Origin of the sequence: Micromonospora sp. DT41 (assembly GCF_049841715.1) — a bacterium.
In the GTDB taxonomy this organism is placed as follows: domain Bacteria; phylum Actinomycetota; class Actinomycetes; order Mycobacteriales; family Micromonosporaceae; genus Micromonospora; species Micromonospora profundi.
In genome coordinates, this window is record NZ_JBNCKU010000008.1 from 265,978 (window position 1) to 287,357 (window position 21,380).

Here is a 21,380-nt window from a genome sequence, read left to right on the forward strand (position 1 = left end):
GTGGCACCGACGGGGGCGGCGGCAACTGGACCTGGCAGTCGGTCTCCTGCAGCGAGCTGACCCTCGTACCCTCGGATCGGCTCTGTGGCGCGGCGGCTTCCGGCCGCCGCGCCACGCTGCCGTCACGGCCTGCCAGAGTGCGGATCACCCGCCGGGCGGGCGCGGGCGACGACCTCCTCGGGAGTCATCGGCGCCTTCGGATGATGCGTGAGGCACAGCGGGGTGCGGACCTTGAGGAACGAGAACCCCTCCCCGGCCACGTAGAACTCGCCGCTGCTCAACAGGCCGATGTCGGGCAGCCGTCCGCCCTTGGCCTCGGCCAACTGGCGAGCGGCGTCGATCTGCGCGGGCGCGTTGAGCAGCCCGAAGAACTGCGTCGTCGCGTTGCCGGAGATCTGGTTGTGCAGACCCTTGGGCGCCTGGGTGGCGAAGACCAACCCGAGCCCGTACTTGCGGGCCTGCGAGGCGAGCGCGATGGAGCTGGCCGTGCAGGCCGTGTTGCCGGTCGACGGGGCGAGCGTCTGTGCCTCGTCCATCACGAAGAGGCCGCCCAACGGACGGTCACCCGCCGGGTGCCGCTTGACCCAGGCGAAGAGCGCCATCTGCAACTGGTTGACGAAGCTCTGACGTTCCTGGTCGGAGGTGAGGCCGACGAAGCTGATGACCGAGACCCGTGCCCGCCGGCCCGGCGACGGCGTCAACAGCAACCCCGGGTCGGCCGGCGCGCCGATCCCGCCGAAGAGCGGGTCGGTGACCATCGCCGCCTTGAGCGTCTCGGCCAACTCCTGGGCGAGCTTGTCGGCCCGCGTCAGACGGCTGACCCCCTCGGGCAGCTCCGCGAGGAACTCGGTGAAGCCGTGCAGGCCGACCATGCCGCTGCGCGCGTACGCCTGGAGGGCCTCGGTGAGCACGGCCTTGCCCTGCTGCGCCAGCTTGGTGGGCCGGTCGACGCCGGCCCGCGGCGCGAGGGCCTCCACGGCGGACCGGATCGCCTGGTCGAACTCGTCGGGCCACTCACGCAGCGATGTGAAGTCGGGCAGCGGTTGGAAACTCAGCGGCCGGCCGGCGGTGACCCGGGGCGTCCACACCACCACCTCGGTGTGGGCGAGATAGTCGTCGGCTCGCTCGGCGTCACCGGGGCTCCAGCCGCTCGGTGCCTCGGGCCACGCGTCGCCGAGCCGGGCGAGGTCGTTGTTGGGGTCGAGCACGATCGAGGAGACACCCTGCCGGGCGCACTCCTCGACGAGCCGGCGGATCAGCACGGTCTTACCGGAACCCGAGCCGGCGAACACGACGGCGTGCCGGCGCAGCGACTCCAGATCCACCGCGAACGGCTTGCCACCCTGGACGGTCCGCCCCAAGCCGATCGACCGCCCGTCGGCGACGACCGCCGGGTCGGGCGAATCGGTGGTGACCGGCGCGGTCGCGTCGGCCGTCGTCTCGTCGGTGCCGTCGTCGAGGTGCCCCTGCGGCGAACCTTCCGTGCTGGAGGCCGCGTGGTCAGCCCCCGGCAAGAACCTCCGGAACAGACCCGTGCCGCTGGCCGGGCGGCGGGTGAGCAGCCACTCCTGCAGGACCGCGGACGGCTCGCCCGCCAACACCCGCAGCGCCGCGAAGACCCGCAGGTCCGCCTCCGTCACCGCGCACCGAACGCCGCCGGCCGCGTCGAAGGCGGTCAACACCTCCGTCGTACGCTTGCCCGTCGGCCAGGGGCCGTTACGCAGCAGCACCAGTCGCCGTTGCGGTAGGTCCCGGTCCAGTCCGGCCATTGTGCACGCGGCCTTGACCCGCGCGGTGACCGCGATCGCGTTGGAGTGTGCGATGGCCCGGAAGCACCAGTGCGCCTCGTTCTCGGTTGCCTCGTCGAGCACCTCGATCAACCGCCCGTGCAGGGCGGGCTTGCGACTGGGCGGCGGGTCGTACTTGTAGGCGGCTCCCGTCGGTGCCTGCTCGGCGATCCAGGCAGCCAGCCCGGCCGCGAGCAGCGGTGGCATCCGCTCGTCCTCGGTGGCTGCGGCGAGCGCGGCCGAAACGTCCGCCGCGTCTACCAGTTCGGCGAAGCGGGCGTCCAGTTCGCGCAGCTTCTGCTCGTCGGCGGCCTGGTCACTGACCCGGCCGGGCACGACGGTCGGAGTCGCCGCTGTGTCGGCACCGTCGATGAGCCGGTCGAGTTCGGTGACCTCGTCGCGGTCGCGGCACCAGGCGACATGGCGGTCCACTCGCCGCAGCAGAGCGCGTGGTGTCAGGGTGGGCGCGTCGGCGAAGGCGGCGGGGTCGATCGGCCAGGTCGGGTGCGGCGGGACGAAGCGCGGTCCCGCGAACGCGGCGGTGAGCCGCTTGGCCACGATGGCCAGGCCGATCTCGGCAGTGGGTATCCGGTCCGGCAGAGTCGCCTGCCGGAACCGGTCACTGACCGGTGTGGGCGCGCTGCGCGTCAGCAACTCCCAGGTGTCGGGCAGGCAGGAGACGACGACAAGCGTCCGACGGGTGACGTCACGGAGCTTGAGCAGGCCGTCGGCGATCGGCCCGACCACCCTCGCCTGGGCGTCCTCCAGCCCGGCGTGCTGCTCCCACAGGGAGGTGCTGCTCTGGGCGAAGAGCGTGTCGAGCTGGTCCACGGCGATGACCGTCGGGTCCAGCGTCAGGGCCATCAGCCGGGAGATGTCCTGCACGATCTGCTGTGGGGTCCGCAGCGCGGTGCTCAGCCCCCACGCCGCCCGCGCCTGCGGGTCGCCCGGCTCGGAAATCAGGTGGGCGTAACCCACGTCCTGCGCCTCGAAGTCGATCGCGCCGTGCAGGACCAGCGCACGCGCGGTGTCCTGGCAGTCCCGTCCGACCTCCCGATCACGGGTGCGCAGCCCTCGGATGAAGGTGTCAAGGTGTTCCCGGGTCACCGGCCGGGTGCCGGCGATCGCGTCCCGGACCTCGACCGGCAAGCCGAGTTGGGCGGTGAGCCGGCGTAGGAAGGTACGCAGCTGGGTGCCCCAGCCGATCGCGTCGCGACCCATGCCCTCCACCAGGGCCAGGGCGACGCTCTCCCAGAACGTCTTGCCACTGACCATGTCCACCAGGAAGAAGTAGCCGCCGTCGCGCTGGACGCGTTCACGAACCGCGCCGAGCAGGTGCGTCTTGCCGGCGCCTGCGCGGCCCTGCATGGCCACCCCGAGCGGCACCGTCGTGTCGTCCGTGCGGGCCCGTCCCACCCCGCGCAGGATCTCCGCGACCACCTTCTCGTGCAACTCCGGGACGTTGTGCGGGCTGGCCCGCCAGACGTCGTCCGGGGTGACGGCCGGGTTGAGACTCACCGCCTCCAGGGCGGCGCGCTGCTCGTCGGAGATCACGCCGGGCCGATCGCCAGGGCGTGGTTGTCCTCGTTGCCGATCCGAACGGCCGCCGCGCGGTCGCGCGGGGTCAGCGACTTGGTGTTGGCCACCGGAATGATGCGGACGTTCTCCTGGCCGACCATCGCCCGCAACGTCGCGTCCAGGGCGGCCCGGTCGGTGTCGGCGAGCCGGTCCCGAATGTCGGCGAGGCCGACCCAGGCCCCCGGTGCCGTGGCCAACTCCCGGTACGCCTCGCGCACCAGTGCCTGTACGTCAGCGGCGGCCGGATCCGGCGTGGCGGCGGGTTCTCGCGTGCTGGCGGAGGATTCCGGCGTGTTGGCGGCCGGAACCGCGCCGTCGGTCTGCTTGAAGAAGTCGCCGTGGCTGACCCGGAGCCGGTCCAACGAGCGGTGCAGATTGGTAAGGACGGTGAGCAGGGACCGCGTCGCCGAGCCCGCTCCCTTGGGCGGCACGGCGGTGTGCAGCTGTCGGGCGATCCTCCAGCCCTCGTCGGTCAGCTCGTGGGCGAACGGCCGGTGCCCCCGGTCGGTTTCGACCAGGCCCAGGTCGATGAGCCGTTTGTTGTCCTTGCCGGTAAGGGTGAAGCCGGCCAACTCACGTAGCTCGACGTTGGTGAGTCGGCGCGCCTCGACCATCAGCACCACGAGGGCGTTGATCTGGTTCGACGTCAGGCTCGGTACGTCCGCCGGGCTCGTCATGATGTCTCATCTCCAAGGGGATGCGTGCCGTCCGCGCGTCGGTGGGCCAGCAGCCGGCGGATCCCGTCGACCACCGCCGCTACGTCGGACAGCACCTGTTCATTGGTGAAGCGGAGCACGCTCAGCCCGAGCAGGTGCAGCCGAACGTCCCTCCGCCGGTCGTTGGCGAAAGCGATTCGCCCTCGATGCTCCGGGCCGTCCACCTCGACCGCAAGACCTTCGGCGGGCCAAAAGAGATCCAGACGGTACGCCTCGCCGAGCGGATGCGGATCGTAGATCTGATTCCACCGCCGCCCACGCGCCCACCGGTGTGACGCGAGGGCGCGTTCGAGTGCCTGCTCGGCTGGGCTGTCGCCGCGTGGCACACCAGCGATCGGCGGCCAGGCCAGCAAGGTGGGCTCCGGTGGGCCGACCACGTCGGGAATCCGACTGCTCGGGTTGGCCAGCTCGGCGAAGCGCGCCGGCACCGTCACCGGCACGGAACGGACCCGGTCCGCGTGCCGCATCGTGGCGCCGGTCAGCCACACCGTGAAGCCGCCGTGGCGCACCAGCCACTCGGCGGCGGCCACGAGCGTCCGTTCGGCGTCCGGGCCCAACTCGGGCACGGTGACGACAAGGACGCACTCCTTGCGGTCGTACGCCTCGGCGATCACCCGGGCGAGCCCGGCGGCGCGTACCTCCGCCGGAAAGCGGAGCCGATCGCCGGGCTGCCGGGCACCGCGTGTCGCGCGTTCGGCCAGGTCGATCAGGAACGGACCGAAGTGCCGCGACCGGGCGGCGGTGCGGGCCGCCAGCGAGCGGGCCGCCGCGACGCTCAGCTCGCCCTGACCGTCGAAGCCGGCCGCACCCGGTAACCAGTTGGGAAACATCGCGAGCGCCGCGCTGTCCAACTCGTCGAGCAGGGTGCTCGCCAGGTCACCGAGCTGACCCACTGCCACGGGCCGGTAGTGCACGACAGCCGGTGCGCCCAGGGGCAGCGGGTCGAGCGCTACCCGCAACAGTTCGGGGTCGACGGCCGGCAGATGGCTGACGCGTCGGGGCGGCGCAGCGGCCCACCAGGTCGACGTCATCGGGCTGCGGTACCGCACTGCCGGCGGTGGCCCCCGTACGCCCCGCAGGGCCCGACATCGGGCCGAGCGGGGTGCGCCATGCTGGCACCTTACGACAGTGATCGGCCCGGCCACCGTCCCGGGACAACACCTTCCGGTGAACTCCGGGTGCTAGCCGGCCGGGGTGATGAGCCGCTCGCTGACCCACTGCGCAACGTGCGCGGGGTATGGCGTCGACAGCCCCAGAACGATGTGCGAGAACCCGGCGCCCATCGCCGTACGGATCGCCTCCAGGGTCGTGTGTGGCTCGTCGTAGGAGACCTGGAGGACCATGGATCGCCTGATCGACGCGGGGTCGCGACCGATCTCGGCGCAGTAGCGGTCCAACAGCGCACTCCGCTGGACGGCGTCGTCGATGTCGCCGCCCGGGATGTTCCACAGGTCTGCGTGCTCGGCGACCACGCGCAGGACCGGCGCGGACCGTCCGCCGATGAGGATCGGCGGGTGGGGACGCTGGACCGGCTTGGGGTTGCCGAAGGCGCCTGTGAGATCGACGTACGTGCCGTGGAAGTCGAAAGGTTCCGGCTCGGTCCACAGGCGTCGGATGACGGTGCAGGCTTCCGCGAGGCTTCCCACCGAGTGGGCGAAGTCGTGGAAGGGCAGCCCGTGCGCCGCGTACTCGCGCCGGGCCAGCGGATGACCGGGCCGCGAACCTCCGCCGATACCGAAGTCCAGCCGCCCGCCGGAGACCACGTCGACGGTCGTGGCGATTTTGGCGAGCATCGCGGGCGGTCGGAAGCGGTTGCTTGTCACCAGCAGACCGAGGCGCAGGCGTCGGGTCTGCGCGGCGAGGGCCGAGAGCAGTGTCCAGCCCTCGTACGTCGGTCCGCTGGGGTCGCCGGCGATCGGCATCAGGTGATCGAAGAGCCAGGCGTGCTCGATGTTCGGGATCGTGTCCGCCTCGCGCCAGACCCGCAGGACGTCCTCGTAGTCGACCTGCGACGGAGCGGTCATGATCCCGAACTGGGCCCGGTGTCCATGGTGCATGTGTGGCCTCCTCTCGGTGTCAGCGACGCCGCAGTGCCGGGTCGAGCAGGGCGGGCGGGGTGTCGAACTTCTCGTGGGCGGCAAGGTCGACGCCGGGAGCGACGATCGCATCGATGGCGTCGAGCACGTCGCCGGGAAGCACGGTGTCCGCCGCGGCGAGTTGGGAACGCAGGTGGTCCATCGTGCGGGGGCCGATGATCGCGCTGGTCACGGCCCGGTGCGCGGTGACGAAGCCGAGCGCCAGCTGGATCATGGTGAGGCCCGCGTCGTCGGCGACGCTTGCCAGCTGCTCGACGGCGTTCATCCTGGCCTGGTTGGCGGCTACGCCGAGGTCGAAGCGTTCCGGCAGGATCGCCGAGCGGCTGGTGGTGATCTCCTGCCCGGCTCGGATCGCGCCGGACAGCCAGCCCGACGCCAGTGGGCTCCAGGCCAGCACGCCGAGGCCGTACTGCTCGGTGACCGGCAGTACGTGGGTCTCGATTCCCCGCTGCAGGATCGAGTAGCTGGGCTGCTCGGTGACGTACCGGCTGAGGTGGTGCTCCCGGGCGGCCCACTCGGCCTGCACGATGCGGTACGCGGGGAAGGTCGAGGAGCCGAAGTAGCGGATCTTGCCGGCCCGCTGGAGGTCGGTCAGAGCCGACAGGTTCTCCTCGTCGCTGGTGGTCGGGTCCCACCTGTGGATCTGGTAGAGGTCGACGTGGTCGACGCCGAGGCGCCGCAGGCTGTTGTCCAGCTCGGTGACCAGCCACCGGCGTGAGCTACCCTGATGGTTGCGCTCCTCGCCCATGGGCATGCCCGCCTTCGTGGCGAGCACGATGTCGTCGCGGCGGCCGGCGATGGCCCTGCCGACGATTTCCTCCGATTCGCCCTGGCTGTACCTGTCGGCGGTGTCGATGAGGTTGATGCCCGCCTCCAGGGCGGCGTCGATGATCGCCGTTGCGTCCTGGAGGGTGGTACGCCCCAACGCGCCAAAGTTCATCGCGCCGAGCGCGAGCGTGCTGACCTGGACGCCGGTGCGACCCAAGGTGCGGTACTGCATGACTGTTCCTCCGTGTGGCAGGGGTGTATTTGGCCGCGGCCCACCTGCTCTGGCAGACTGAGCAAGCGGAACCAGGTTCCGGTAACGAATATACGGAACCTGGTTCCGTTTGCCAAGTCGTAGTGGCTGAAGGAGTGGCGCAGTGGCCGACATCGAGAGCGGATCAGCGCGTCCGGCACCCCGGAAACGGGCCGACGCGCGGCGCAACGAGGCGACCCTGCTGGACGCCGCCGCCTCGGCCTTCATCGCCTCCGGCGTCGACGTGCCGGTCCGTGAGATCGCCAGCAGGGCCGGCGTCGGCGTGGGCACGATCTACCGGCACTTCCCGACGCGCGCCGACCTCATCGTGGCCGTGTACCGACACCAGGTCGAGGCGTGCGCCGAGGCCGGGCCCACCCTGCTGGCCAGCAGCAGCACGCCGTACGCGGCGCTGGCGCAATGGATCGACCTCTTCGTCGATTTCCTCGTCACCAAGCACGGCCTCGCCGCGGCGTTGCAATCGGACAACGCCGCCTTCCAGACGCTGCACGCCTATTTCCTCGACCGGCTGGTGCCCGTGTGCGCCGAACTGCTCGCCGCCGCCGCAGCGGCCGGCGAGATCGACCCCGACGTGGGTGCCCTCGTACTGCTGCGAGGTGTCGGAAACCTCTGCATCGGCGCGGACGACCCCCGCTACGACGCCCGCCGCATGGTCGGCGTCCTCATCGCCGGCCTGACCGTCCGCAGCTGAGGAAAGAAGGCGGGGGAAGACAGCCGGCCCTCCTCAACGCCCGCGCCGGACGATTCCCCTGAGGACCAGGTAGGCGGCCCCTCCGGCCAGCACCCACGGCGTGGCGACGATGATCGGGTCGAGCGGGTGGTGCACCCGGTCCACGCGCTTGCCGCGCAGACGTGAGGAGAGCCCGTGCCGGGTGAACTCGCTCAGGACGCCGGTCTCGGTGAGCGGGTTGTCGGGATGACGGGTCAGGAACGACGCGACGGTGCTCTCGACCGCGTCCACCCGGTCGGCTGCGAGCAGGAGCAGCCAGTGCGCCGCCCGCCCTTCGCTGTACCGACGGTAGGAGTGCCGGCGGATCACCCCGGAGAGCCCCTTGGGAGGGCACGAGGTGCCGAAGACCGGGGTGAGGAACTTGTGCTCGATCGACCTCTCCCGGGGCCACTTCTCGGGCTGCCGCTCGGGGAACTCCCAGTGCGCGCCGTTGAGGGTCGGATCGAACTGCTCCTTCGGCACCGAGGGCCGGTCCTTCGGGTCGAGGTCCACGCCCCACCCGGGGATACGGGCACGCAGCTCGTCGCTGGATTCGGCCAGTTTCGGCTTGTCCGCTGTGTACGGCATGAAGGGCTCCCGGTGGGTCAGGCGGCGCTCGGAACGATAAGCGGCTTGATGCAGCCGTCGAGCTTCGCGGAGAAGATGTGGTACGCCTCGGCGACGTGCTCCAGCGGAATCCGGTGGGTGACGATGTCGCTGGGCTTGAGGTAGCCGTTGCGGACGTGCTCGAACAGGCGCGGCCACTGCCGCTTCACCGGGCACTGGTTCATCCGCAGGGTCAATCCCTTGTTCATCGCGTCGCCGAACTTGACGGCGCTGAACATCGGCCCGTACGCGCCCATCACCGAGATGGTGCCGCCCTTGCGGACCGAGTCGATGGCCCAGTTCAACGCGATGGGGGAGCCGCCCTGCAACTTCAGCTTCGTTGCGGTGACGTGCTGCAGGAGGTTGCCGTCCGCCTCCGCCCCGACCGCGTCGATGGCCACGTCGGCACCCAGATGATCGGTGATCTTCTTCATGTGTACGACGATGTCGTCGTACTCGGCGAAGTTGTACGTCTCGGCGTGGGCGAACGACGCCGCCTTCTCCAGCCGGTAGTCGAGGTGGTCGATGACGATGACCCGGCCGGCTCCCATCAACCACGCCGACTTGGCGGCGTACAGGCCCACCGGTCCGGCGCCGAACACCACGACCACATCGCCCTCGACGATGTCGCCGAGCTGCGCGCCGAAATATCCGGTGGCGAGCGCGTCGGTGAGCAGGACGGCATCGTCGTCGTCCATCCACTCGGGAATCAGGCTGGGCCCGACGTCGGCGAACGGCACCCGGACGTACTCGGACTGGCCACCGTCATAGCCGCCGCACGTGTGCGAGTAGCCGTAGATGCCGCCCACGGCTGTGGCGTTCGGGTTGACGTTGTGGCAGTTGCTGAACAGCCCTCGGGCGCAGAAGAAGCACGACCCGCAGTACACGTTGAACGGGACCATCACCCGGTCACCGCGCTTGACGTTGCGCACCGACGGCCCCACCTCGTCGACCACGCCGACGAACTCGTGACCGAAGGTCATCCCGACCCGGGTGTCCGGCATCATCCCGTGGTAGAGGTGCAGATCCGAGCCACAGATCGCGGCCCGGGTCACCCGGACGATCGCGTCGTTGGGATGCTCGATGGCCGGCCGGTCCTTCTCCTCGACGCGCACGCGGTACGGTCCGCGGTACACCATCGCTCGCATTCGTTGCCTCCCGGACCAGCGTGCTCAAGGACGACCTGCCGTCCGCCGCACTGCGCTCCCTACCCTGGGTCTCCTGGGGTAAACCGGAGCGTCCGGGCGGCCACGCCGGTGACCCGCCGTCGCGCAGCGGCGGCTCAGTCGTCGGCGACGGCCACCGGCTCCGAGCCGATGCAGCGCACCTTCAGCTCGTGCTCCCCGCCCGGCCCCTCGAACGTGACCTCGACGTCGTCGTCCGGGCCCCGGTCCACGTCGCGGACCCGGAAGCCCTGTGCGGGCGCCCAGGAGACGAGGCGCACCCCGTCGGCGGCGCACTCGGCCACCGCCGTGCCGCCCTCGATGGCGAAGCCCCTGCGGAACCCGGGGCTGGCGGTCGGCGCGGCACTCGCCGTGCCAGCGGCCGTCGTGCCGGTGGGCGTCGGCTCCGGGGAGGCGAGCGCCCGTTCGATCTCGGCCTCGCTGCGCACCCCGCCCGGCGTGCCGGTGATGCTCTCGCCCACCAGCCGGATCGCGCCCAACCCGATGAGGGTGGCCACGGCGGCGGTCGCCACCCACCCGGTGGCGACGAGAATCGAACGACGGCCCATCCTCTGACTATCCCCGATCCTCGGTTGTGGCAGGCACATCTGAACGCTAAGGCAGTGCTAACGCGCGCCCTGAGCCCGGCCGTAGCGGCTAGCCTGCCTGCTGTGGCCCGCCTGCTGCTCATCGAGGACGACCTGACGATCCGTACCCCATTGATCCGGGCTCTGCGGGAACGCGGGCACGCGGTGGCCGCGGCCTCGACCGCGATGGCCGGGCTGCGCGACGCCCTGGAGGACCGCCCCGACCTCGTCGTGCTCGACCTGGGGCTGCCCGACCTGGACGGGCGGGAGCTGCTGCGGATGCTGCGCGCGGTGAGTTCGGTGCCGGTCATCGTGGCCACCGCCCGCGACGACGAGACCGAGATCGTGCGGGTGCTCGACGCGGGCGCGGACGACTACGTGGTCAAGCCGTTCACCGCCGCGCAGCTCGACGCCCGCGTCCGGGCGGTGCTGCGGCGCGGGCCTGCCGGCGTCGACACGCAGGACCCGGCGCTCGTTGTCGGCGGACTGCGCATCGACCCCCGGGCCCGGCAGGTCACCCTCGACGGTGCGGCAGTGGAGTTGACGCCCCGCGAGTTCGACCTGCTGCATCACCTCGCGGGACGGCCCGGCCAGGTGGTCACCAAACGTGAGCTGCTCACCGAGGTGTGGCAGATTCCGTACGGCGGCGCCGACAAGACCGTCGACGTGCACCTGTCGTGGCTGCGCCGCAAGCTTGGCGAGAGCGCCCAGCAGCCGCGCTACCTGCACACCGTGCGGGGCGTCGGGGTACGACTGGACGCGCCGGTGGCACAGCGGTGAGGGCACGCCTCGCGCTGCTTGTCGCTGCGGTCAGCGTGCTCACCCTCATCGCGTTCCTGGTGCCGCTGGCGCTGCTCGTGCGCACCGTCGCCGAGGACCGGGCGACAGTGCGGGCCACCGCCGACGCGCAGAGCCTTGTGCCCGTGGTCGGCACCGCCGACGCGGCCACCATCCGGGTAACCGTCGAGCAGCTCGCCGCCGAGTCCGGTCGGGAGGTGAGCGTCTTCCTGCCCGACGGCACCGTGCTCGGCGCCCCGGCACCCCGTACCCCTGCGGTGGCCCTGGCGGCACGCGGGCAGAGCCTCACCGGTGAGTCCGCGGCGGGGCGGGAGGTGGTCATCGCCGTGCAGGGCCGGGCCGACGGCACCGGGGTGATCCGCATCGTCGTGCCGAAACAGGAGCTGACCGCCGGGGTGACCCGGGCCTGGCTGGTGCTGGCCCTGCTCGGAGTGCTTCTGGTGCTGATCGGGCTGGCGGTCGCCGACCGGCTCGCCCGCACGCTGGTCAGGCCGATCAGCGAACTGTCCGCCGTGTCGCACCGCCTCGCGAACGCCGAACTGGACGCCCGGGTCACGCCGGCAGGCCCGGCGGAGCTGCGCGAGGTCGCCGGCGCGCTCAACCATCTGGCCGCCCGGATCCAGGTCCTCCTGGTACAGGAGCGTGAGCAGGTCGCCGACCTGTCGCACCGGCTGCGCACACCGTTGACGGCGCTGCGGTTGGAGGCCGAGTCGTTGCGCGACCCGGACGACGGGGCCCGGATCACGGCCGCCGCCGACGGGCTCGAACGGGCGGTCACCGGGCTGATCCGGCAGGCCCGCTGGCGTACACCGACGCCAGGCGCCGCAGCCTCGGACGCCGCGGCGATCGTCGCCGACCGGGTCGCGTTCTGGTCGGTGCTGGCCGAGGACACCGGCCGGGCCGTCAGCCTCGACCTGGCCCCCGGCCCGATCCTCGTCGGTGTGCCTGCCGACGACCTGACGGCCGCCGTGGACGCCCTGCTCGGCAACGTCTTCGCGCACACGCCCGACGGGACACCGTTCGCCGTCCGGCTGGCCGTCGAGACGGGGGAGGTGCTGCTCACCATCGCCGACGAGGGGCCGGGGATGCCGGCCGGCGCGGTCGAGCGGGGCGCCAGCTCGGCCGGGTCGACAGGTCTGGGCCTGGACATCGCCCGCCGCGCCGCGCAGGCCGGAGGCGGCCGGCTGGAGCTGCGTACCGGTGAGGGAGGCGGAACGCAGGTGCTGCTCCGGCTCGGGCCACCGCGAGTGGCCTGAGCGGCCACCGCGGCACGCTGGCTCGGCTCTCGCAGGCTCGGCTGTCGCCGTGGCCTTGCGCTGCCCGTGGCCTTGCGCCGCCCGGCTGTCGCCGCGGCCTTGGGCAGCTCGGCTCTCGTAGATCTTGGACAGTTTCCGTTAGCCGCTAACGGAAACTGTCCAAGATCTACGGGGACGCGGCGGCTTAACCCGGCCTTATCGTCTGGACAGCGCGCTGCTATCCCGATCCGACCGATCCTCAGAGTCGACAACCGAGGAAAGGTGGACACCACGATGAAGCGCACCAATCTGCTTCTGGCGACAGTCGGCGGGTCGGCGGTGCTGGCGGTGGTCGGGGTCGCGCTCGGCGTCACCGCCGCGAACAACTCGCGGCCTGGAGGCACGACACTCGCCGCGGCAACCGTCGCCCCGACGGCCACTGACGACACCGCCACGCCCGTTCCGGGCACCAGCGGCACCCCATCAGGTACGCCGTCGGCGGGCTCCCCCTCGGCCAGCACCGCGCCAGCGGGCAGCGTGGTGGACGAGCAGCGCGCTGGTGAGATCGCCCTCGCCAAGGCCGGTGGCGGCCAGATCGTCGAGGTCGAGGCCGAGGAGGAGAACGGCCGACCGGTCTGGAGCGTCGAGATCGTCGCGGGCGACGTCGAGCACGAGGTGGACGTCGACCGCGACAACGGCACGGTGGTCAAGGCCGAGCAGGAGCCGGTCGACGACGACGACGATGACGCCGATGACGATGACGATGACGACGCCGATGATGACGACGACGACAAGTCCGGCGACGACGACTGACACACTAACCGCGACTGACACCACCAGCGGCGCGACTGACAGCACCAGCCGCGCGACTGACGCCACTAACCGCGACTGACACCACCAGCCGCGACTGACACCACTAACCGCGACTGACACGACCAACCGCCGCCCGTCACGGGATCGCCGTGGCGGGCGGCGGCATGACAGCACTCCTCAGACGGTCGCGACGCGCTGCTGCGGCGCCTCCGGCTCGTCCTGGTCGAACTGGGTGCGGTACAGATCCTGGTAGCGGCCCCCGGCGGCGAGCAGTTCGCTGTGCCGCCCACGTTCCACGATGTGGCCGTCCTCGACGACGAGAATCTGGTCCGCCGCGCGGATCGTGGACAGCCGGTGTGCGATGACCACACTCGTCCGGCCGTCCAACGCCTCGGCGAGGGCCTCCTGGACGGCTGCCTCCGACGTGGAGTCCAGATGTGCCGTCGCCTCGTCGAGAATGACCACACGTGGGCGGGCCAGCAGCAGCCGCGCGATCGTGAGCCGTTGCCGTTCCCCGCCCGACAGGCGGTACCCCCGTTCACCGACGACAGTGTCGAGCCCGTCAGGCAGCGAACGGATCAGGGCCTCCAGCCGAGCCCGGCGCAGCGCATCCCACATCTCCTCCTCCGTCGCGTCCGGCGCGGCGAACGCCAGGTTGGCGCGGATGCTCTCGTGGAACAGGTGCCCGTCCTGGGTCACCACGCCGAGAGCCGCCCGGATCGAATCCGACGAAAGATCGCGTACGTCGACGTCGGCGAGGCGTACCGCGCCGTCCTCGACGTCGTACAGGCGGGGAACGAGTTGCGCGATCGTCGACTTGCCAGCTCCGGAGGAGCCGACGAGGGCGACCATCTGGCCCGCCTCGGCGCGGAACGACACGCCGTGCAGCACCTCCTCGCCGCCGCGCGTATCGAGCTTCGCCACATCCTCCAGGGACGCCAGCGACACCTTCTCGGCCGACGGGTAGCCGAACCGTACCCCCTCGAACTCCACGGCGACCGGCCCGTCCGGCAGCGGCCGGGCGTCGGGCTTGTCGAGGATCAGCGGCTTGAGGTCGAGGACCTCGAACACCCGCTCGAAGCTCACCAGCGCGCTCATCACCTCGACCCGGGCGCTCGCCAGCGAGGTCAGCGGCGCGTAGAGGCGCGACAGCAGCAGCGCGAGCGCGACCACCGTGCCGGCGTCCAGGCTGCCCCGCAGCGCGTACACGCCGCCGAGCCCGTAGACGAGGGCCAGCGCCAGCGAGCCGACGACGGTGAGCGCGGTGATGAAGACCCACTGGAGCATTGCGGCGCGGATGCCGATGTCGCGCACCCGCCGCGCCCGCGCCGCGAACTCGGCCGACTCCTCGGCCGGCCGCCCGTACAGCTTGACGAGCGTCGCGCCGGGTGCGGAGAAACGTTCGGTCATCCGGGTGCTCATTGCCGCGTTGTGCTCGGCCGCCTCGCGCTGCAACCGGGCGAGCCGCGAACCCATCCGCCGGGCCGGGAGCACGAAGATCGGCAGGAGTACGAGCGCCAGCAGCGTGATCTGCCACGAGAAGGTGAGCATCACCGCAAGCGTCAGGGCCAGGGTGACGGCGTTGCCGACGACTCCCGACAGTGTGTCGCTGAACGCCCGTTGCGCGCCGATCACGTCGTTGTTCAGGCGGCTGACAAGCGCGCCGGTACGTGTCCGGGTGAAGAACGCCACGGGCATGCGCTGGACGTGGTCGAAGACGGCTGTCCGCAGGTCGACGATCAGCCCTTCACCGATGCTCGCGGACAGGAACCGCGTCACCAGACCGAGGCCGGCCTCGGCCAGGGCGATCACGGCGATCAGCGCGGCCAACCGGATCACGACGCCGCTGTCGGCACCGACGACGATCGCGTCCACCACCCGCCCGGCGAGCACGGGAGCGGCCACCGTGAGCACCGCTGTCACCACGCTCAACAGCAGGAACCTGACGATCAGTCGGCGGTGTGGTCGTGCGAACCGCCCGATGCGCTTCAGGGTGGCAAGGGACAACGGTCGTTCTTCCTGGGCATTCATCGCGCGGTGCAGGGACGTCCACGCGGTAACTTCCATACTCATTCCGTACCTCCGCAAGGAGGCTAGAACCTCGCGTCCGGTTGAGGTCAACACGACGTGCCGGACGCATAGCCGGCGCGGTCCCGGGTAGCTGCGAACCATGGCGCGGTACACGAAACCCGAACTCCGGGAGCAGATCAAGGAAGAGATCAAGGCATCCGACAAGGGCGGCAGGAAGGGCCAGTGGTCGGCTCGCAAGTCGCAGTTGCTCACGCAGGAGTACAAGCGGCGCGGCGGCGGTTTTCTCGGCGAAAAGGACGAGCGGCAGAAGTCCCTCCAGCGCTGGGGCAACGAGAAGTGGCAGACGAAGGAGGGCGACACCCGCGCCCGCCGGGGCGGTACGACAAGTCGGTACCTGCCCAAGCGGGCCTGGGACGAGCTGTCGGACAGTCAGAAGCGCGCGACCGACACGAAGAAACGTGAAGCGTCCCGCAACGGCCGGCAGTACGTCGCCAACACCGGCCCGGCGAAGCGGGCGCGCAGGGACGCCACCAGCCCTGCCAAGCAGCAGCGAAACGCCACCGGCCCGGCCAAGCAGCCGCGAAAGGGCGCCGGGACGGGCGGCCGGATGTCGGAGATGCCTGTCGCCGAGGCGGCCAAACTCGTTCGTGGCCTGGACACGCGTCAGCTCCGGGCGGCCCTGCGCACCGAACGCGGCGGCAAGGGCCGCAAGACGCTCATCCAGCGGCTGGAGGCGGAACTCGGCAGGCGCTGACCCGTCAGATGCCGGCGTGCGTGGTCAGGGTCTGTCGCAGATAGGTCTTCGGCCTGGACCCGACGATCGAGCCGACGACCTCGCCGCGACGGAACACCAGAAGCGTCGGCAGGGACATGACGGCGTAGGCACGCGTGGTCCGCGGGTTGTCGTCGCTGTTGAGCTTGGCCACCGCCATCCGGTCGCCGAACTCTCCCGCCAGCTCGGCGAGGCTCTTCTCGATCATCTTGCAGGGCGGGCACCAGTCCGCCCAGAAGTCGACCACCACGGGTCGTTCGCTGGCCAGCACCAGTTCGGCGAACGTGTCGTCGGTGACGGTGATCAGCGAGCCGACTGTCGTTTCCTGGGGCATGTGTCCTCCCGGTGGGCGATAGCGTGGGTGAGTTGGTCGTGCAACTGCCGGCGTACGTCGCCGAGCCGTCCGAGGTAGTCGTCGACCTCCGCGAGCTTGCGTCGCAGCACCAGCACCGAGTCCGGGCAGACGTCGCCGGACGCGTTGCCCGCCCGCAGGCAGGCAACGAACGGGCGGACGTCGTCGAGGCCGAAGCCCACGTCCAGCAGCGCCCGGATCTCCCTGACGACCCGCAGCTCCGCCTCGTCGTAGACGCGGTAGCCGTTTGCCGAGCGCTGCGGCCGTACCAACCCGTGCGCCTCGTAGTAGCGCAGCGTGCGGGTGCTCGTGCCGGCCCGTTCCGCCAGCTCGCCGATCAGCATCGCGACCTCCTCGACCAGCTCGTGGGGTCAACGCTAAACCTTGTCGTCAGCGTCAAGGCAAGACGTGTGCCCGGTCACCGGCGAACAGCTCAGGGCGCCGCGAGGCGGCGCCCTGAGCGTCGTGCGCGTGCCGGTGGGGGTCTAGCCGATCCGGAACTGGTCGCCGTAGACCGCGAACACCAGCGGGGTGTTCAGGTCGAGGTTGCCGTTGTTGAGGAACACCCGCTGGGCCGTGTCGACGCGGGACGTGTCCGAGTGGGCGGCCTCCTTACGCATCTCGATGACCCGTTCGTCGAGGAACGCGTTGAGCCAGGTCCGCTCGTCGCCGCCCTGGGCCGGGGGCTTCGCGCGGGTGAGGGCGCGGCTGCGGATCTGACGCATGCCCTCGTACCCGTGCATCACCGCAGCGTCGTAGTAGGCGAACTGGCCGAGCGCCCGGACCTGGTCGTTCTTGCCGTCGCGTACCGACGGGTTGAAGTACACCCGGTCCCGCTCGGCCTCCTGGGCGGCCCGGAACGCCGAGTCGGTGGCCGCGGTCCGCCAGTCGCGGGGGAAGTTCGGGTCCAGGCCCGCGTGCGAGTCCGTGCCGTTGACGGCACGCAGAGCCGGCAGGTACGCGGCAAGCACGTTGCCCGGCTTGGCGCGGGTGTACGCCTCGACCAGTTCGAGCATGTCGCCGGTGCCGGAGCAGAACCCGATGATGCCGGCCGTGTAGCCGCGCCCGTCGCCGATGTCCTCGATGTAGGAGAACTGCGCGCGCCAGTCGAGGGATGAGTTTTCCGCCGCCGAGACGAGTTGCATGGCGACGTCCTTCTTCGCCGGGTCGTCGAGGTTGACGCCTGTCGGTGTGGTGGGGGTGGGGGTGGGGGTGCCGCCACCGGGTAGCGTCCAGCGCTGGTTCGTGGTGCCCGAGCAGGTCCAGATCTGCAACCGGGTGCCGTTTGCCGTGTTGCGGTCGGTGACGTCGAGGCACTTGCCGGAGCCGGTGTTGACGAGCGCGCCGTTGCTCGCCGTCCACCTCTGTGCGCCGGTGTTGTTGCAGTCGTACAACTGCACCTTCGCGCCGTCGGCGCTCGACGCGGCGGTGACGTCCAGGCACTTGCCGAGCGCGCGGATGGAGTTGTCGGCGTTGCCTACCGTCCACGTCTGGGCCGCTGTGCCGTTGCAGTCGTAGAGCTGGATCGGCGTGCCGTTTGCCGGGTTGGCGGCGGCGACGTCGACGCACTTGCCGCCGAGGCCGGTGATCGGCCCGGCGGTCGCGGCGCTGGCTGACGGCAGGCCGTAGCCGACCGCCGCGACGGCGATCAGCAGCGCGCCCACGGCGTAGGCGGTTGTCCTCGTGCGCACCATTGTGCTCCTCGGGGGATGCAGCGGCGCACCGCGCGGGCCGGCCGATGGCGTGTGGGCGCGGTGGACGTCGCAAGAATCAGGTAACTGTATTAACAGTTACCAGTACGTCGATGCGACGTCAAAGGTTCAATCGGCGGCCACGATGCGGTGCCGACCGGGAGAAGGAGCGCTTTCCCGGTCGGCACCCCCCGTCGTCAGTGCTCCTGATAGGTGGCCAGGTCGAAGTCGGCGTACACGCCGTCGCCGCCGAGATCCTGCACCCACAGGCCGAGGAACGCGCCGGTGAAGCCCCACGCCGCAGGCTCCCCGTCGATGATCAGAGCCGCGTGCTCGTCGGACAGGATCGTCGCGTCCAGGTCGACGGGCAGCCGCTGCCAACCGTCGCCGAGGTCGTAGTCGAAGCGGACCACCGGCCCGTCGAAGACCGCCCGCAGGCCGACCCGGGTGACGCCGTCGGCGTCGACTGTCAGCTCCGGGTACGCGGTGCGCCGACCGTTGTCGGAGCTGAGCAACTCCAGCACCGCGCGCCCGTCGTCGGCACGGGTCAGGTAGAGGTGATGCCAGTTCAGTGTGTTGTAGTACGCGGTGATCCCGGCGAGCTGACGGTGGTCGATCGGGTCGAACTCGACAGTCGTCTCCAGCGAGCAGTGCGTCGCGCCGACGCGGCGTGCCACAAGGCTCGGAGCCTGCCGCCCCACCGGAGACTGCCCGCCGTGAACCCGCAGGTGCGACGGTCGCGAGCTCAGGTCGACCCAGTCCGCGGTGGCCGGACGCCGCAGCGTCGACCAGCAGTGACCCAGCTCGGGCTCGTCGAAGTGGTCGGTGGCGGGTTCCGCAGGCCACGGGTGCGGGGGCAGGTCGGGGGCGACGACCTCCTCGGCCGGAACGCCTCCGGCCACCCGGGGCCAGCCACCTTCCGGCCACTCGACCCGCTGGATCGCGGTCTCGCGGCCCAGCACGCAGTTGCCCAGCGGTGAGTAGGGACGACCCACCAGGTGCGCCAGGTACCACCCGCCGTCCGGGGTGCGGACCAGGCTGCCGTGACCGGCCTTCTGCAACGGCAGATCGGGGCGGTTCACCGAGGTGAGCAACGGTCCGTCCGGGTCCACCTCGTACGGCCCGAACAGCTCCCGCGACCGCGCGACGGTGACCTGGTGCTCCCAGCTGGTGCCGCCCTCGGCAGTGATCAGCCAGTACCAGCCGTCATGACGGTAGAGGTGCGGGCCCTCGGTGACCCCCACCGACGTGCCCATGAACAGCATCCGGGGCCGCCCGACGAGACGGCGCGTGGCCCGGTCGTACTGCTGGATCTCGATGCCGCCGAAGCGGTCCCGACCGGGTCGCCAGTCGGCGCTCATGCTCAGCAGCCACGTGGTGCCGTCGTCGTCGTGGAACAGCGCGGCGTCGAACCCACGGCCGTGCAGTTTCACCGGATCCGACCAGGGCCCGGCGATGTCGGGCGCGGTCACCAGGAAGTTCTGGGGGTCCCAGTAGCCGCTGGCGAAGCTGGCCACGTCGCTGTAAACGAGGTGAAACTCGCCGTCGTGGTACGTCAGGTCGGGCGCCCACACACCGTTGGAGTCGCCGCAGCCACGCAGGTCGAGCAGGCGGCGGTCGGTGATGATCCCGCCCAGGGTGCGCCAGTTGACGAGGTCGCGCGAGTGGTGCACGCGGACTCCCGGATACCACTCGAAGGTCGAGGTGGCCAGGTAGAAGTCGTCGCCGACGCGCAGGATCGACGGATCCGGGTGGAATCCGGCGAGGACGGGGTTGCGGATCGACCAGGCAGCGGTCGCCACGTCAGCGGTGTCGATCGACACGAGGGCTCCTCTGTGCGGGTTTATGAACTTCCGGAAATTATGCGGTACCAAACCATAGGAAGTCTTCACTACGTTAGTCGGTCTTTTCCCGGCTGGACAGGGGTCTTGACCGCCGCCGAAACAGCTCGTAGCGTGCCGGCCATCGATCGGTAACGCCGACGAAGCATTGAAAGTTCCGGAGATCCAGGTCTGAACCGTGCCGGCTTGGCCGGCGTTTCCGCACCCTCAGTGAGTCCCCGAAGGGATGGATCATGACCACCCACCTCACCCGCCGAACGCTGCTCGGCCTCGCCGGTGCCGGCGCCGGTGCCTACCTGCTCAGCGCGTGCAGCAGCGACGAAGCGTCGAGCGACCCGAACGCGCCGCAGACCATCAACTGGTGGCACATCCAGAACACCGAACCGATGCTGCCCGTGTGGGCCGCGCTGTCGGAGGAGTACAAGGCTGCACACAGCAACGTCACGTTCACCATCCAGCCCCTGGAGAACGAGGCGTTCAAGGCCAAGCTCACCACCGCCACCCAGGCCGGCGACCCGCCGGACCTGTTCCAGTCCTGGGGTGGCGGCGTGCTCAAGCAGCAGGTGGACGCAGGTCTGGTCAAGGACCTCACCGACGACGTGAAGGACCTGGTCAGCGGCATCCTGCCCGCCGCCATGCAGCCGTACACGATCGACGGCAAGATCTACGGCATCCCGTTCGACATCGGGATGGTCGGGTTCTGGTACAACAAGGAACTCTTCACCCGCGCCGGCATCACCGAGACCCCCACCACCTGGAACGGCGTGCTCGACGCGGTCCGCAAGCTCAAGGCCGCAGGCATCACCCCGGTCGCGCTCGCCGGCAAGGACAAGTGGCCGGCCCACTTCTACTGGTCGTACCTGGCCATGCGCATCGGTGGTGTCGACGCGCTGCAGAAGGCCGTGGACAGCAAGAACTTCGACACCCCCGACCTGGTCGCCGCCGGTGAGCGGCTCAAGGAACTCGTCGACCTGCAGCCGTTCCAGAACGGCTTCCTGGGCGCCGAGTACGGCTCGCCCGACGGCCAGGCCGCCACCATGGGCAACGGCAAGGCCGGCATGGAGCTGATGGGGCAGTGGGCGCCGGCGGTGCAGGGGTCAAGCTCCACGAGCAAGAAGGGTCTCGGCGACAAGCTCGGCTTCTTCCCGTTCCCCGCCGTGGACGGCGGCAAGGGCGCCGCGACCGAGGTCTTCGGCGGCGGCAACGGCTTCGCGGTCGGCAAGGACGCTCCGGCGGCCACCATCGACTTCCTGAAGTTCCTGCTCAGCGTCGAGAACCAGAAGCGGTCCGCCCAGACGGGAGCCGTTCTGCCCACGGTCAAGGACGCCACCTCGGCCGTCAGCGACGCCAACAACAAGGTCGTCGCGGAGGCCCTGTCCAAGAACACCGGCTTCCAGCTCTACCTCGACCAGGCGTACGCGCCCGCACTCGGACAGCAGATCAACGACAGCGTCGCGGAGATCATCGCCGGCAAGAAGTCGCCGGCGGCGATCGTCAAGGACATCACGCAGGTGGCAAAGACCGTCTGAACGTGAGCACCCATCCATCCGTAGCTGGCCGTAGAAC

General features: G+C 70.4%; 19 protein-coding genes. 6 read left to right on the forward strand and 13 right to left on the reverse strand.

Annotated features, from left to right (window positions below; all coding sequences use genetic code 11):
• Nucleotides 1-122: 122 nt before the first annotated feature.
• The 5 genes from ACLQ23_RS17680 to ACLQ23_RS17700 form a co-directional block, all read right to left on the reverse strand.
• The gene (locus ACLQ23_RS17680; RefSeq protein WP_425880818.1) at nt 123-3,341 is read right to left on the reverse strand and encodes an ATP-binding protein; all 3,219 of its coding nucleotides are present in this window, start codon (nt 3,339-3,341) and stop codon (nt 123-125) included.
• Nucleotides 3,338-4,042 carry a hypothetical protein gene (locus ACLQ23_RS17685; protein ID WP_425880819.1) on the reverse strand — a complete coding sequence of 235 codons (705 nt, stop codon included), beginning with the start codon at nt 4,040-4,042 and terminating at the stop codon, nt 3,338-3,340. Before ACLQ23_RS17685 ends, ACLQ23_RS17680 begins: the two co-directional genes overlap by 4 nt.
• Nucleotides 4,039-5,112: an endonuclease domain-containing protein gene (locus ACLQ23_RS17690; protein WP_355588618.1), complete on the reverse strand. Its 1,074-nt coding sequence runs from the start codon at nt 5,110-5,112 to the stop codon at nt 4,039-4,041. Before ACLQ23_RS17690 ends, ACLQ23_RS17685 begins: the two co-directional genes overlap by 4 nt.
• A gap of 150 nt (nt 5,113-5,262) precedes the next feature.
• Nucleotides 5,263-6,138, reverse strand: a complete 876-nt coding sequence (locus tag ACLQ23_RS17695) for an LLM class flavin-dependent oxidoreductase (RefSeq protein ID WP_425880820.1) — start codon at nt 6,136-6,138, stop codon at nt 5,263-5,265.
• Between the two features lie 19 nt (nt 6,139-6,157).
• Nucleotides 6,158-7,177: an aldo/keto reductase gene (locus ACLQ23_RS17700; protein WP_425880821.1), complete on the reverse strand. Its 1,020-nt coding sequence runs from the start codon at nt 7,175-7,177 to the stop codon at nt 6,158-6,160.
• 142 nt (nt 7,178-7,319) lie between these two features.
• Here ACLQ23_RS17700 and ACLQ23_RS17705 point away from each other — a divergent pair, with 142 nt between their 5' ends.
• Complete coding sequence (locus ACLQ23_RS17705) at nt 7,320-7,907, forward strand: TetR/AcrR family transcriptional regulator (RefSeq protein WP_425880822.1); 588 nt, start codon at nt 7,320-7,322, stop codon at nt 7,905-7,907.
• A gap of 33 nt (nt 7,908-7,940) precedes the next feature.
• On the opposite strand, the gene ACLQ23_RS17710 is transcribed toward ACLQ23_RS17705, so the two are convergent.
• The 3 genes from ACLQ23_RS17710 to ACLQ23_RS17720 all read right to left on the reverse strand — a co-directional run bounded on the left by ACLQ23_RS17710 (nt 7,941) and on the right by ACLQ23_RS17720 (nt 10,263).
• The gene (locus ACLQ23_RS17710) at nt 7,941-8,513 is read right to left on the reverse strand and encodes a hypothetical protein (protein ID WP_425880823.1); all 573 of its coding nucleotides are present in this window, start codon (nt 8,511-8,513) and stop codon (nt 7,941-7,943) included.
• Between the two features lie 17 nt (nt 8,514-8,530).
• A complete protein-coding gene (locus tag ACLQ23_RS17715) occupies nt 8,531-9,670 on the reverse strand; it encodes a zinc-dependent alcohol dehydrogenase (protein ID WP_425880824.1) in 1,140 nt (379 codons plus the stop codon).
• A 143-nt stretch (nt 9,671-9,813) separates the two neighbouring features.
• Nucleotides 9,814-10,263: a septum formation initiator gene (locus tag ACLQ23_RS17720; RefSeq protein WP_425880825.1), complete on the reverse strand. Its 450-nt coding sequence runs from the start codon at nt 10,261-10,263 to the stop codon at nt 9,814-9,816.
• Between the two features lie 102 nt (nt 10,264-10,365).
• Between ACLQ23_RS17720 and ACLQ23_RS17725 the strand changes: the two genes are divergently transcribed.
• From ACLQ23_RS17725 to ACLQ23_RS17735, 3 genes are all read left to right on the forward strand, one after another.
• Entirely contained in the window at nt 10,366-11,061 is a 696-nt protein-coding gene (locus ACLQ23_RS17725) for a response regulator transcription factor (RefSeq protein WP_355588629.1), read from the forward strand.
• The gene (locus ACLQ23_RS17730; RefSeq protein ID WP_425880826.1) at nt 11,058-12,335 is read left to right on the forward strand and encodes a HAMP domain-containing sensor histidine kinase; all 1,278 of its coding nucleotides are present in this window, start codon (nt 11,058-11,060) and stop codon (nt 12,333-12,335) included. The genes ACLQ23_RS17725 and ACLQ23_RS17730 overlap by 4 nt, the downstream gene beginning before the upstream one ends.
• Nucleotides 12,336-12,608: 273 nt before the next feature.
• Nucleotides 12,609-13,127: a PepSY domain-containing protein gene (locus tag ACLQ23_RS17735; protein WP_425880827.1), complete on the forward strand. Its 519-nt coding sequence runs from the start codon at nt 12,609-12,611 to the stop codon at nt 13,125-13,127.
• Nucleotides 13,128-13,304: 177 nt separating this feature from the next.
• Here the strand turns inward: ACLQ23_RS17735 and ACLQ23_RS17740 are convergent, their stop codons facing one another.
• Nucleotides 13,305-15,200 carry an ABC transporter ATP-binding protein gene (locus ACLQ23_RS17740; protein WP_425734806.1) on the reverse strand — a complete coding sequence of 632 codons (1,896 nt, stop codon included), beginning with the start codon at nt 15,198-15,200 and terminating at the stop codon, nt 13,305-13,307.
• Nucleotides 15,201-15,297: 97 nt separating this feature from the next.
• Here ACLQ23_RS17740 and ACLQ23_RS17745 point away from each other — a divergent pair, with 97 nt between their 5' ends.
• Entirely contained in the window at nt 15,298-15,912 is a 615-nt protein-coding gene (locus tag ACLQ23_RS17745) for a DUF5872 domain-containing protein (protein WP_355588637.1), read from the forward strand.
• A gap of 4 nt (nt 15,913-15,916) precedes the next feature.
• On the opposite strand, the gene trxA is transcribed toward ACLQ23_RS17745, so the two are convergent.
• From trxA to ACLQ23_RS17765, 4 genes are all read right to left on the reverse strand, one after another.
• Complete coding sequence (gene trxA / locus ACLQ23_RS17750; RefSeq protein ID WP_425734804.1) at nt 15,917-16,264, reverse strand: thioredoxin; 348 nt, start codon at nt 16,262-16,264, stop codon at nt 15,917-15,919.
• On the reverse strand, nt 16,234-16,626 hold the full coding sequence (locus ACLQ23_RS17755; RefSeq protein WP_355588641.1) for a MerR family transcriptional regulator: 393 nt from the start codon (nt 16,624-16,626) through the stop codon (nt 16,234-16,236). Before ACLQ23_RS17755 ends, trxA begins: the two co-directional genes overlap by 31 nt.
• Before the next feature lie 141 nt (nt 16,627-16,767).
• Nucleotides 16,768-17,976, reverse strand: coding sequence for a chitosanase (locus ACLQ23_RS17760; protein ID WP_425880828.1), 1,209 nt, complete (start codon nt 17,974-17,976; stop codon nt 16,768-16,770).
• A gap of 194 nt (nt 17,977-18,170) precedes the next feature.
• Nucleotides 18,171-19,796 (reverse strand): glycoside hydrolase family 43 protein, encoded by a 1,626-nt coding sequence (locus tag ACLQ23_RS17765; protein WP_425734802.1) that lies wholly within the window; start codon nt 19,794-19,796, stop codon nt 18,171-18,173.
• A gap of 251 nt (nt 19,797-20,047) precedes the next feature.
• Here ACLQ23_RS17765 and ACLQ23_RS17770 point away from each other — a divergent pair, with 251 nt between their 5' ends.
• Entirely contained in the window at nt 20,048-21,343 is a 1,296-nt protein-coding gene (locus tag ACLQ23_RS17770) for an extracellular solute-binding protein (RefSeq protein WP_355632652.1), read from the forward strand.
• Nucleotides 21,344-21,380 lie beyond the last annotated feature (37 nt).